This window comes from Ruegeria sp. F11 (assembly GCF_056533855.1).
Window position 1 is genome coordinate 86710 of sequence record NZ_JBQFOW010000002.1, and the last position, 12228, is coordinate 98937.

A 12228-nucleotide genomic window follows, 5' to 3' on the forward strand; every position below is an offset into this window, starting at 1 on the left:
CAATCAAAACGCCATCGCCGCCTGAACAGCCCGCTGCCAGCGGGCATAGGCGGCGTCGCGGTCCTCGGCCGACATCTCTGGTTTGAACCGGCGATCCAACGCCCATGTGTCCGAAAACCCCTGCTGATCCGGGTAGACCCCCGCACGCATCCCGGCCAACCAGGCCGCGCCCAGGGCGGTGGTCTCCTGCATCACCGGGCGGTCGACCTCGGCCCCCAGATAATCCGACAGGCCCTGCATCGCCCAGTTCGAGGCGCTGGCCCCGCCATCCACCCGCAGCGTGACATCGGTTTCCGCGCCCCAGTCGCCCTGCATTGCATGCCACAGGTCACGGGTCTGGAAGGCGATGCTTTCCAGCGTCGCCTTGGCAAACTCGGCCCGGCCCGAATTGCGGGTCAGGCCAAACACCGCGCCGCGGCAGTCAGGCTTCCAATACGGCGCGCCAAGCCCGGTAAAGGCAGGCACCAGCACCACATGCTGGGTCGGATCGGCCTGCTGCGCCAGATCACCGCTCTCGGGGGCCGCATCAATGATTTTCAACGCATCACGCAGCCATTGCACCGCCGCCCCGGCGACAAAGATCGAGCCTTCCAGCGCATAGGTGCGCTGGCCGTCCAGCTGATAGCCAATCGTGGTCAGCAGGCGGTTTTTCGAGTCCACCGGTTTATCACCCGTGTTGAGCAGCGCGAAACACCCCGTCCCGTAGGTGGATTTCATCATGCCGGGCTGGAAACAGGCCTGCCCGATGGTGGCCGCCTGCTGGTCGCCTGCGACGCCTAAAATCGGGATATTTTCCCCTAATAGGGTCGTATTTCCGAAATCAGCCGCGCAATCCTTCACCTCGGGCAGCATTGCCACCGGCACGCCCAGCAGATCGCAAATCTCGGCGCTCCACGCGCCGTTGTGGATGTCGAACAGCAGGGTGCGGGCGGCGTTGGTGGCATCCGTCACGTGGCTGCGACCCTCGGTCAGCCGCCAGATCAGAAAGCTGTCGATGGTGCCGAACAAAAGCTCTCCGGCCTCGGCGCTGTCGCGGGCACCCGGGACTGTGTCCAGCAGCCATTTGACCTTGGTGCCCGAGAAATACGGGTCCAGCAGCAGGCCGGTTTGGGCGGTGACAGCATCCTCGTGCCCGGCCTGACGCAGACCGGCGCAAATCTCGGCAGTGCGGCGGTCTTGCCAGACGATGGCATTGTGTATGGGTTTGCCAGTGGTCTTGTCCCAGATCACCGTGGTCTCACGCTGGTTGGTGATGCCAATCCCGGCGATCTGCCCGGCAGACACACCGGTTGTTTCCATCACCTCTCGGCAGACGGTCAGGACACTGGTCCAGATGTCCTCTGGGTCGTGTTCGACCCAGCCTTCCTGTGGGAAATGCTGCGGAAACTCGTGCTGGGCGGTGCCCGCAGGCCGCATCTGCGCGTCGAACAATATCGCGCGTGAGGACGTTGTGCCCTGATCGATTGCCAGAATATAGGTCATGCCTGCGCTCCTCCGCCCGCGTCGTTTCGCGGGACTTTAGCGCAAACAACCGCGCCGGTGCCAGAGCGGAAATCAGGCCGCAGAAACAGCGATATTGTCGATCAGCCGAACGCCATCGGCCCAGGCGGTGATGAACAGGCGGGCCGGGCAGGTGGCATGGGTCAGCGCCGCCAGCGTCTCGGCGCAGCGCAGGTCGATATATTCGACCTCGGTGAACCCGGCGGCGATCAGGTCTGTCTTTGCCTGCTGCGCCAGCGGCGCAAAAGCGTCGCCCGCGGCCAGGCGGTCCGCGACCCCCCGCATGATTTCATTTTTCTTCGCGGCAATCTTCAGCCCTTTGGGCGATAGCAACAAATTGCGCGAGGACATCGCCAACCCCGAAGGTTCCCGCACCGTCGGGCAGCCGATCACCTCGATCGGAATGTCCAGATCGCGGGCCATCCGGCGGACGACCATCAGTTGCTGATAGTCCTTTTTCCCGAAATAGGCCCGATCCGCCTGCGTTTGCAGGAACAGTTTGGCCACCACAGTGGCGACGCCCTCGAAATGCCCCGGTCGAAAGGGGCCCTCCATCACATCGGTCAGGCCCGAGACCGTGACGGTGGTCGAGAATCCCTCGGGGTAAATCTGGTCAGGGTCCGGTACATAAATCGCGTCCACGCCAAAGGGGGCCAGTTTCTCTGCGTCCTCGTTTTCGGTGCGGGGGTATTCGGCAAGGTCTTCGGGGTTGTTGAACTGTTTGGGGTTCACGAAGATCGTGACAATGACGCGGTCGCAATCACGACGGGCCGTCTCGACCAGCGACAGGTGGCCCTGATGCAGTGCACCCATTGTGGGAACCACGCCGATGACCTCGCCCCTGTTGCGCCATTCCGAGGTCAGCGCCCGCAGCTCTGCCAACTGGAGCAGGATGGGGGCTGTCATGTCCGGGACCCCTTGGCCGGGGCCTGATCGGCAAAGACATGGTCGTCGGTCGGGAAGCTGCGTGCGCGGACCTCGGCGGCATATTCGGCGATGGCGGCCTCGGCCTGCGGCCCAAGATCGGCATAGCGTTTGACGAATTTCGGTTTGAACGCGGTAAAAAAGCCCAGCATGTCATCCACCACCAGGATTTGCCCGTCGCACCCGGCCGAGGCTCCGATGCCGATGGTGGGGATCGCAACCTCGGCCGTGATCCGGTTGGCCAGGCCTTGCGGAACCTTCTCTAATACAACGGAAAACGCGCCTGCCTCGGCCACGGCGCGGGCGTCAGCCAGCACCGCTTCGGCCTGCTCGTCGCGGCCCTGTACCTTGTAGCCGCCCAAAGTGTTGATCGATTGCGGCGTCAGGCCGATATGCGCCATCACCGGGATGCCGCGTTTGACCAGAAAGCGGATGGTCTCGGCCATTTCAACCCCGCCTTCCAGTTTCACCGCGCCCGCGCCGGTTTCCGACATCAGCCGTGCGGCGTTGCGAAAGGCCTGCGCCGGGTCGTGTTCATAGCTGGCAAAGGGCATGTCGATGACCATCATGGCGCTTTCCAGCCCGCGCGCGACGGCTTGGCCGTGCAGGATCATCATCTCCATCGTCACGCCAAGGGTCGATTCCAGCCCGTGCAGCACCATGCCGACGCTGTCGCCGACCAGAACAAAGTCGCAATGGGCATCCATCAGCCGCGCCATCGGGGTTGTGTATGCGGTCAGCGAGACCAGCGGATCGCTGCCTTTTCGGGCGCGAATATCCTCGGCATTTGGGGCTTTTTTGCGGGCGGTGGCGCTCATGCTCGCTCCTGCGACATTCATGTTGCAGCGCGGCATAGCAGATCGGGCAGGGTGATAGAAACCCCGGTTGCGCGAACATTTCCTTGATTGACCTAGGGTTTATGGCGACATTGAGGGCAGAAAAGCCTGCGCCCGAAGCAGGCACGACACGTTCAGCGGGGAGAGATTTTTATGACAAAGCAGATGTTTCGGTCCTTTGCCTCGGCCCTGGCGCTGGGGGTCAGTGTGATGGCCAGTCAGGCGCTGGCCCGGTCGGAAATCACCATCGCGATGCAGCTTGAGCCGCCGCATCTGGACCCGACCAGCGCCGCCGCGCAGGCCATTGATTCGGTGGTTTACACCAATGTCTTCGAAGGTCTGACCCGGTTCATGGGCGATGGCTCGGTCGTGCCGGGGCTGGCGGAAAGCTGGGAGATTTCGGATGACGGCAAGGTCTATACCTTCAAGCTGCATGACGGTGTGACCTTTCACGACGGCAATGCGATGGATGCCGAGGATGTCAAATTCAGCCTCGACCGCGCCCGCGCCGAAGACAGCGCAAACGCACAGAAGGCCCTGTTTGCTGGGATCGAAAGCGTCGAGGTCATTGATCCCCTGACCGTCAAAATCACTCTGTCCGAGCCCAATGGCAACTTCCTGTTCAACATGGCCTGGGGGGATGCGGTGATCGTCGGGCCCGAGAGCATCGACGACATCAAGACCAATCCGGTTGGCACCGGAGCGTTCACTTTTGGCGAATGGGTGCAGGGCGACAGCATCACGCTGAACCGCAACCCCAATTACTGGGGCGACCAACCCGCGTTAGAGACAGCGACGTTCAAGTTCATCTCGGACCCGACGGCGGCCTTTGCCGCCATGATGGCCGAGGATGTGGATGTATTCGACAACTTCCCCGCGCCGGAAAATCTGCCTCAGTTCGAGGCTGATCCACGCTTTCAGGTCCTTGTCGGCTCGACCGAGGGGGAGACGATCCTGTCCACCAACAACAAGCAGGCCCCCTTTGACGACATCCGCGTCCGTCAGGCGCTGGCCCATGCCATCGACCGTCAGGCGATCGTTGACGGGGCGATGTTCGGCTATGGCACGCCCATCGGCACCCATTTCGCGCCACATAACCCGGCCTATGTCGATCTGACGGCGGGCTCGGCCTATGACCCGGAAAAAGCCAAAGCTCTGCTGGCCGAGGCGGGCTTTGAAAACGGGTTCGAGACCACGCTGCACCTGCCGCCGCCCGTCTATGCCCGCCGGGGGGGTGAGATCATTGCCGCGCAACTGGCCGAGGTCGGAATCACCGCCGAGATCATTAATGTCGAATGGGCGCAATGGCTGGAATCGGTGTTCAAGGGCAAGGATTTTGGCCTGACCATCGTCAGCCATACCGAGCCGATGGATATCGGCATCTACGCCCGCCCGGAATATTACTTCCAGTATGACAGCACCGATTTTCAGGCGTTGATGGACACGCTGAACATCACCACCGACCCAGATGAGCGCGCCAAGATATTGGGAGAGGCCCAGCGCCTGATCGCCAGCGACTATGTGAACGGCTATCTGTTCCAACTGGCCAAGTTGGGCGTTGCCAAAGCCGGTGTGCAGGGCCTGTGGAAAAACGCGCCAACGGCCGCCGTTGATCTGACCGCGATCAGCTGGTCCGAATGACTCTTGCGGGGCCGTTTGTGCGGCCCCGACCCCAGCGTGCCTGACCCGGATTGCCCAATGTTCTTTCTGCGTGCCATTTGTCTGATTGTTTTTGCGGCCTGTCTGACAGCCCTATCGGCTGATCGGGCGGACGCGCAGAACGCGCTCGGGACCCGGCTGGATGCTCTGACCGGGACGCCGGAAAACCCGCTTGAGGTCGGGATTGGCATCCGCATCGACCAGATCACCAGCGTCGATCAAAAAGCCGAAAACTACGGGGCTGTGGTGGTGCTGCGGGTCGAATGGACCGATCCCGCCCTGGCCTTCGACGCTGAAGAGCTGGGCCGCGACATCCGGGTCTTCAACCCACAAGACCTTGCCGATCATGCCGCGCAGATCGGGACGGTCCTGCCCGCCTTCGTTATTCAGAACCAGCAGTCGAACAAGTGGATTCACCAATCCGCAGCCTCGCTGCGATCTGACGGGAGCGTGGTCTATCTCGAAAAATCCTCTCTCACCCTGCAGGCCCCGTATTTCAATTTCCGCAAATACCCGTTCGACACGCAGGATTTCTATTTTGAGGTCGTCTCGATTTTCCCCTCGGACTACGTAACCTACTACCCGCTCGAAGATCACTCGGGCCTTGGCAATCTGTTGGGTGAGGAAGAATGGATCCTCGGCAACGCCCAGCTTGAGACATCGATGGTCAAAGGGCTGTCGGGGCGGGACAGCGATCAGGTCGCGCTGGCGTTTCAGGGCAATCGGCATCAGACCTACTACGTCATCCGGGTGTTCCTGCCGATGCTGGTCCTGATCACGGTCGGCTGGGCGCTGTTCTTTCTGGATGAATACCGCAAGCGGATCGAGATTGCCGGGGCCAATCTGCTGGTTTTTGTGGCCTTCAACTGGGCGATTTCCGAGGATTTGCCCAAGCTGGGCTATCTGACCTTCCTCGATTTCATCCTTCAATGGATGTTCCTGATGACCGGGGCGCTGATCGTGTTCAACGTAGCCCTGCGCAGGCTCAAGGTTTCGGGGCGAGAGAGGTTGGCCAGCACGCTGGACAACTACGCGATCAAGTGGTTCTACCCGCTGGGCTACGCGGCCATCGTGGGCTACGCGGTTTTCGCCTATCTTCTGGTGCCTTAGGTGCTGGACCCGCCCCGCCTGCGACCCTAACGTGGCGGGGATGCTACGCTATGCCCTCAAACGCCTGATCTCATTGATCCTCAGCCTGGCGGTCGCCTCGGTGGTGATTTTTGCGGTGATCGAGATTGCGCCGGGCGATCCGGCCTCGTTCATGCTGGGTGTGAATGCGCAGCCTGATACACTGAACGCGCTGCGGGCTGAGCTTGGCTTGGATGTGCCGAAGGTGCAGCGGTATTTCGACTGGGTCGGCGGCCTGCTGGCCGGGGATTTCGGCACCTCCTATACCTATCGCACGCCGGTGTCGCAGATGATCGCGGACCGGCTGTGGGTGTCGCTGCCTCTGGCGCTTTATGCGCTGACCCTGTCCACGTTGATCGCCTTTCCAGCCGGTATCTACGCCGCCGCGCGCCGGGGCAAGGCGGGGGATCAAGCGGTGATGGGGGCGACGCAACTGGGCATCGCGGTGCCTAATTTCTGGTTTGCCATGATGCTGGTGCTGATCTTCGCCATCAACCTGCGCTGGTTCAATGCCGGTGGGTTCGCGGGCTGGGACAAGGGCCTTTGGACCGGGCTGCATTCCCTGACCCTGCCAGCCATCGCGCTGGCCCTGCCACAGGCGGCAATTCTGGCGCGGGTCATGCGATCGTCCCTGCTGGATATTCTGGGCGAGGATTTCATGCGCACCGCCCGCGCCAAGGGTCTGACGCGCCGTCAGGCGCTGTGGCGGCACGGGGTGCGTAATGCGCTGATCCCGGTGCTGACCATCATCGGGCTGCAGTTTTCCTTCCTGCTGGCAGGCTCAATCATCATTGAACAAGTGTTCTACCTGCCCGGTCTGGGCCGGCTGGTGTTTCAGGCTATTTCCGCCCGCGATCTGATCGTGGTGGAATCGGTGGTGATGCTACTGGTCTTTGCCGTCATCACAGTGAATTTCCTGGTCGATCTGGCCTATGCCGCCGTTGATCCCCGCCTCAGGAGCCGCACATGAGCCGGAACCTGATCCTTGGCGGGTTCCTATCCTCGCTGGTTCTGCTGGCCGCCCTTGTGTCCTTTGTCTGGACCCCCGCTGATCACGCGGCGCTGGATATTGCGTCCAAGCTGCAGACCCCAAGCGCGCAGAACTGGTTCGGAACGGATCATTTTGGGCGCGACATGTTCTCGATGATCATGGTGGGCGCGCGCACCTCAATCGCGGTGGCGCTGGTGGCGGTGGGCATCGGCATGGCGCTGGGCGTGCCGCTTGGCCTGACGGCGGCGGCGCGCAAAGGGTCGTGGCTGGATGAGGTCATCATGCGCGGCAACGATCTGGTCTTTGCCTTCCCCTCGCTGGTCATCGCGATCCTGATCACCGCCGTTTTTGGGGCCGGGGCGATCAATGCCATCATCGCCATCGGTATCTTCAACATCCCCGTCTTTGCCCGCATCACCCGCGGCGCTGCGCTGTCGCTGTGGGAGCGCGAGTTCATCCTCGCCGCCCGCGTCACAGGCAAGGGCGCGGCGCGGATATCGGTCGAACATATCCTGCCCAATGTGGCCAACCTGCTGATCGTTCAGGGGACCATTCAGTTTTCGCTGGGGATACTGGCCGAGGCGGGCCTGTCCTATGTCGGTCTGGGCGCACAACCGCCCACGCCAAGCTGGGGCCGCATGCTGGCGGACGCGCAGACAATGGTCAGTTTTGCTCCGCATTTGGCTCTGATCCCGGGTTTGGCGATCATCGTTACGGTGCTGGGGCTGAACCTGCTGGGCGACGGGCTGCGCGACTGGCTGGATCCAAGAATCCGGGTGGCGCGCGCATGAGTTTGCTTGAGGTCAAAGACCTGTCGTTATCGATCCACGGCACCCCGATCCTGAAACAGGTCACCCTGTCCATCGCGCCGGGTCAGATCGTCGCCGTGACAGGCGAAAGCGGGTCGGGAAAATCCATGACCGCCTTGGCGGTGATGCAATTGCTGCCGAATGGGGCTGAGGCGACAGGCGCGATCCGGCTGGACGGGAAGGACCTGCTGACCACGCCCGAGGGTGCCATGTGCGACCTGCGCGGCGCTTCCATTGGTATGGTGTTTCAGGAGCCCATGACCGCACTGAACCCGGTCAAAACCATCGGCGATCAGGTGACCGAGACGATCCTGATCCACAAGGCCATGCCGCCTGCACAGGCCCGCGCTCGCGCGGCAGAGGTGCTGAGCCGCGTCGGCCTGCCGCCGGACCGGTTCCCCCTGTCCCGCTATCCGCATGAACTGTCTGGCGGTCAGCGCCAGCGCGTGGTTATCGCCATGGCCATCGCCCTGCGCCCTCGGCTGCTGATCGCGGATGAACCGACAACCGCGCTCGATGTCACCACGCAGGCGCGGATTCTGGACCTGCTCAAAGGGCTGGTGTCGGAATATGGGATGGGCCTGTTGATGATCACACACGATCTGGCGGTGGTGGCCGATATGGCGGACCGGATCGTGGTGATGCGGCGGGGCGAGGTGGTGGAAACCGGCGCAACGGATCACCTGCTGCGCCATATGCAGCACCCCTATACCCGGATGTTGTTCGAGGCCTCGGGCCATCAGGTCGCCTTGCCCACCCCGCCGGAGCCGGTGCCCTTGCTCGAAGTCGCAAACGTGGTGCGCGACTATCGCCTGCCGCGTCCGGGTCTGTTCGGCCCGCACGGCCATCACCGCGCCGTCGATCAGGTCAGCTTCACGCTCAACAAAGGCGAGCGTCTGGGGCTGGTGGGTGAATCCGGATGCGGTAAATCGACCCTAACACGAGCAATTTTGGGGCTTGAAGAGGTGCAGCAGGGCCAGATTCTGCTGAACGGACAGCCGGTTTTTACCGGTCATAAACCCAACCTTGAAGTGCGCCGCAAGATGCAGGTCGTATTTCAGGACCCGTTCGGCAGCTTCAACCCACGCCACAAGGTCTCGCGCCTGATCACCGAGCCGTTTCATCTGCTGGACAACCCGCCGATTGGGTCCGAGAAAGCGGATCGCGTGGGTGAAATGCTGACCGCTGTTGGCCTCAGCCCCGATGACGCGGGGAAATACATCCACGAGTTCTCGGGCGGTCAGCGGCAGCGCATCGCCATCGCGCGGGCGCTGATCATCAGGCCCGAGCTGATCCTGTTTGATGAGGCGGTCTCGGCCCTCGATGTCTCGGTCCGGGCGCAGATACTGGATTTGCTGGCCGAGCTGTGCGCGGCTTATGATCTGACCTATCTGTTCATAAGCCACGACCTGAGCGTTGTCCGCACGATCACCGACCGCGTTCTGGTGATGCAGGCCGGGCAGATCGTCGAACAGGGGGAGACCGCGCAGGTTTTCGCGGACCCGCAGCATCCCTACACCCGATCCCTGATCGACGCCGCGCCGGTTTTGCCTGACACTCTGGGGGCCGCATGAACACCGAAACCGCTTGTTTAGAGTCTGTGTGAGAAGGAGAACCACATGACTGACCCGCTTTGGTTCGATCCCGGCCTCTGCCTGATCGGCGGTGCGTGGGTGCCTCCCGCGTCCGGTGAAACCTTACCGTTGATCAACCCGTCAGACGGAACTGAGCTGTGCCGGATCGCCCGAGGTGGTGCGCCGGATGTGGACGCGGCGGTTGCGGCAGCGCAATCGGCACGAGAGGGGACGTGGGGGCGTATGACTGCGCTTGATCGGGGGCGCATCCTGACCCGTCTCGGGCAGCTTGTGCTGGAACGGCTGGACGACCTCGCCCTGCTTGAGGCGCTTGATGTGGGCAAGCCGTTAACACAGGCGCGGGCGGATGCGGTGGCCTTGGCGCGTTATTGCGAGTTCTACGGCGGGGCCGCGGACAAGGTGATGGGACAGACCATCCCCTATCTGGAGGGCTACACCGTCTACACCCTGCGTGAGCCACACGGGGTTACGGGCCATATCGTACCGTGGAATTACCCGATGCAGATCATCGGTCGCTCGGTCGGCGCGGCGCTGGCGATGGGCAATGCCTGCGTTCTGAAACCGGCGGAAGAGGCCTGTCTGACCGCGCTCGCCTTCGCCCATCTGGCGTTAGAGGCCGGGCTGCCCGAAGGCGCGTTGAATGTGGTGCCCGGTTTGGGGGCCGAGGCGGGCGCGGCGCTGTCGGGGCATCCGGGTGTCGACCATATCTCCTTCACCGGCTCAGTCGCGACCGGGGCGCTGGTGCAACAGGCGGCGGGGCGCAATGTGGTGCCGGTGACGCTGGAACTTGGCGGCAAGTCGCCTCAGCTGGTTTTTGACGATGCCGATCTGAATGCGGCGCTGCCGTTTCTGGTGAATGCGGGCATTCAGAATGCGGGTCAAACCTGTTCCGCTTCGTCTCGCATTCTGGTTCAGCGCGGTATCTACGATCTGGTCAAAATGCGCATGGCCGAGGCCTATTCTGACCTGACAGTAGGGCCTGCCACCACTGACCTGCGCGTTGGGCCGCTGATTTCCAACCGGCAGAAAGAGATTGTCGCTGGGTATCTGGCGCAAGGAGCGGACCTGACCCTTGCGGCGCAGGGGCAGATCGTGGACGACACGCCCGAAACCGGCGCTTACGTTCTACCCACCTTGTTCGCAGACGTGCCGCCGGATCACATTCTGGCGCAGCAGGAGATCTTTGGCCCGGTGCAGGTCTTGATCCCATTTGAGACCGAAGAACAGGCTCTAACCATAGCCAACAGCACCGAGTATGGCCTTGTCGCCAGCATCTGGACCTGCGACGGCGCGCGGCAGATGCGGCTGGCGAAACAACTGCGGTCGGGGCAGGTGTTCATCAACAATTACGGGGCCGGGGGTGGCGTGGAACTGCCTTTTGGCGGCGTTGGCAAATCGGGGCATGGCCGCGAAAAGGGGTTTGAGGCCTTGTATGGCTTTTCCCAACTCAAAACGGTTGCCGCCTATCACGGCTGATTCACTGATCAGACGATCACCTCGATCGGTTCCTGGGCACCCACGCCGAATATCCGTTTGTAGCGGCTGATCTGGTCTGCCGGACCCATCGCCTTTTCCGGGTTGTCGGACAGTTTGACGGTCGGGCGTCCATTGGCGGAAACCGCTTTGCACACCAGCGAAAACGGGGCCAGCGCATCATCCGGGACAAGCCCTCGGAAATCGTTGGTCAGCAAGGTGCCCCAACCGAACGAGATATTGGCACGGTCCGCAAACTGGCTGTGCAATTCCCGGATTTTCTCAACATCCAGCCCGTCCGAAAAGATAATCCGTTTCTGCGCCGGGTCCTCGCCACGCGATTTCCACCAGTCGATGGCAATCTCGGCCCCGGCCGCCGGGTCGCCGCTGTCGATGCGGATGCCGGTCCAGCCCGCAAGCCAGTCGGGGGCATGATCCAGAAACCCCTTGGTGCCGTAAGTGTCGGGCAGAATGATGCGTAAGTTGCCGTCATGTTCGTCATGCCAGTCGCTAAGAACATCATAGGGCGCTTGCGCCAGCCCCTCATCCGTATCGGCCAGCGCGGAATAGACCATGGGCAGTTCGTGCGCGTTGGTGCCGATCGCTTCGACCTCGCGACGCATGGCGATCAGGCAGTTCGAGGTGCCGGTGAACGCGGGCCCCAGCCCCTCGATCATCGCCTGCACGCACCAGTCTTGCCACAGAAACGAATGCCGCCGCCGCGTGCCGAAATCGGCGATCCCAAGACCGTCGATGCGCCCCAGCGTTTCGATCTTTTCCCAGACTCGCGTCATCGCGCGGGCATAAAGCACCTGCAACTCGAACCGCCGCATGTCGTTCAACACCGCGCGCGAGCGCAGTTCCATCAACACCGCCAAAGCCGGAATTTCCCACAGCATGACCTCGTGCCATTTGCCCTCGAACGTCAGTTCATACTGATCGCCCTTGCGCTCCAGATGATAGGCTGGCAGGCGCAGATCCTCGAACCATTCCATGAAATCCGACCGGAACATCTGCCGTTTGCCATAGAACATGTTGCCCCGCAGCCAGGTGCTTTCGCCCCGGCTGAGGCTGAGCGAGCGGATGTGATCCAGCTGTTCCCGCAGCTCTCCTTCGTCGATCAAACGGGCCAATGGCACGTGATTCGAGCGGTTGATCAACGAGAACACCACATCGGTTTGGGGCTTGTTTCGAAACACTGACTGGCACATCAGCAGTTTGTAGAAGTCCGTGTCGATCAAAGACCGGACAATCGGGTCGATCTTCCATTTGTGATTGTAGACACGGGTCGCGATATCGACCATGGGGAACTC

At 62.1% G+C, this 12228-nt stretch carries 10 protein-coding genes; 6 read left to right on the forward strand and 4 right to left on the reverse strand.

The features are described 5' to 3' along the window. Window positions 1-3: 3 nt before the first annotated feature. The 3 genes from glpK to panB form a co-directional block, all read right to left on the reverse strand. Window positions 4-1482 (reverse strand): glycerol kinase GlpK, encoded by a 1479-nt coding sequence (gene glpK, locus ACR0NJ_RS02940; RefSeq protein WP_480815637.1) that lies wholly within the window; start codon window positions 1480-1482, stop codon window positions 4-6. A gap of 72 nt (window positions 1483-1554) precedes the next feature. Then, window positions 1555-2406, reverse strand: coding sequence for a pantoate--beta-alanine ligase (panC, locus tag ACR0NJ_RS02945; protein WP_480815638.1), 852 nt, complete (start codon window positions 2404-2406; stop codon window positions 1555-1557). Continuing rightward, a complete protein-coding gene (gene panB, locus ACR0NJ_RS02950; protein ID WP_480815639.1) occupies window positions 2403-3242 on the reverse strand; it encodes a 3-methyl-2-oxobutanoate hydroxymethyltransferase in 840 nt (279 codons plus the stop codon). The genes panC and panB overlap by 4 nt, the downstream gene beginning before the upstream one ends. A 171-nt stretch (window positions 3243-3413) precedes the next feature. Between panB and ACR0NJ_RS02955 the strand changes: the two genes are divergently transcribed. The 6 genes from ACR0NJ_RS02955 to ACR0NJ_RS02980 are packed head-to-tail and all read left to right on the forward strand — an operon-like array spanning window position 3414 to window position 10918. Further along, window positions 3414-4901: an ABC transporter substrate-binding protein gene (locus ACR0NJ_RS02955; RefSeq protein ID WP_480815640.1), complete on the forward strand. Its 1488-nt coding sequence runs from the start codon at window positions 3414-3416 to the stop codon at window positions 4899-4901. Window positions 4902-4958: 57 nt separating this feature from the next. Then, on the forward strand, window positions 4959-6029 hold the full coding sequence (locus tag ACR0NJ_RS02960) for a ligand-gated ion channel (protein WP_480815641.1): 1071 nt from the start codon (window positions 4959-4961) through the stop codon (window positions 6027-6029). A 40-nt stretch (window positions 6030-6069) separates the two neighbouring features. Then, window positions 6070-7017, forward strand: a complete 948-nt coding sequence (locus ACR0NJ_RS02965; RefSeq protein ID WP_480815642.1) for an ABC transporter permease — start codon at window positions 6070-6072, stop codon at window positions 7015-7017. Further along, entirely contained in the window at window positions 7014-7829 is an 816-nt protein-coding gene (locus ACR0NJ_RS02970; RefSeq protein WP_480815643.1) for an ABC transporter permease, read from the forward strand. Before ACR0NJ_RS02965 ends, ACR0NJ_RS02970 begins: the two co-directional genes overlap by 4 nt. Beyond that, window positions 7826-9421: an ABC transporter ATP-binding protein gene (locus ACR0NJ_RS02975; RefSeq protein ID WP_480815644.1), complete on the forward strand. Its 1596-nt coding sequence runs from the start codon at window positions 7826-7828 to the stop codon at window positions 9419-9421. Before ACR0NJ_RS02970 ends, ACR0NJ_RS02975 begins: the two co-directional genes overlap by 4 nt. Before the next feature lie 45 nt (window positions 9422-9466). Then, window positions 9467-10918, forward strand: a complete 1452-nt coding sequence (locus ACR0NJ_RS02980) for an aldehyde dehydrogenase family protein (protein ID WP_480815645.1) — start codon at window positions 9467-9469, stop codon at window positions 10916-10918. An 8-nt stretch (window positions 10919-10926) separates the two neighbouring features. Here ACR0NJ_RS02980 and pncB read toward each other — a convergent pair whose 3' ends face one another. After that, window positions 10927-12219, reverse strand: a complete 1293-nt coding sequence (gene pncB, locus ACR0NJ_RS02985) for a nicotinate phosphoribosyltransferase (RefSeq protein ID WP_480815646.1) — start codon at window positions 12217-12219, stop codon at window positions 10927-10929. Window positions 12220-12228: the final 9 nt, after the last annotated feature.

Coding starts and splice junctions, on each gene's coding strand:
- glpK (WP_480815637.1), bottom strand. CDS start 1,482: ATGACCTATATTCTGGCAATCGATCAGGGCACAACGTCCTCACGCGCG.
- panC (WP_480815638.1), bottom strand. CDS start 2,406: ATGACAGCCCCCATCCTGCTCCAGTTGGCAGAGCTGCGGGCGCTGACC.
- panB (WP_480815639.1), bottom strand. CDS start 3,242: ATGAGCGCCACCGCCCGCAAAAAAGCCCCAAATGCCGAGGATATTCGC.
- ACR0NJ_RS02955 (WP_480815640.1), top strand. CDS start 3,414: ATGACAAAGCAGATGTTTCGGTCCTTTGCCTCGGCCCTGGCGCTGGGG.
- ACR0NJ_RS02960 (WP_480815641.1), top strand. CDS start 4,959: ATGTTCTTTCTGCGTGCCATTTGTCTGATTGTTTTTGCGGCCTGTCTG.
- ACR0NJ_RS02965 (WP_480815642.1), top strand. CDS start 6,070: ATGCTACGCTATGCCCTCAAACGCCTGATCTCATTGATCCTCAGCCTG.
- ACR0NJ_RS02970 (WP_480815643.1), top strand. CDS start 7,014: ATGAGCCGGAACCTGATCCTTGGCGGGTTCCTATCCTCGCTGGTTCTG.
- ACR0NJ_RS02975 (WP_480815644.1), top strand. CDS start 7,826: ATGAGTTTGCTTGAGGTCAAAGACCTGTCGTTATCGATCCACGGCACC.
- ACR0NJ_RS02980 (WP_480815645.1), top strand. CDS start 9,467: ATGACTGACCCGCTTTGGTTCGATCCCGGCCTCTGCCTGATCGGCGGT.
- pncB (WP_480815646.1), bottom strand. CDS start 12,219: ATGGTCGATATCGCGACCCGTGTCTACAATCACAAATGGAAGATCGAC.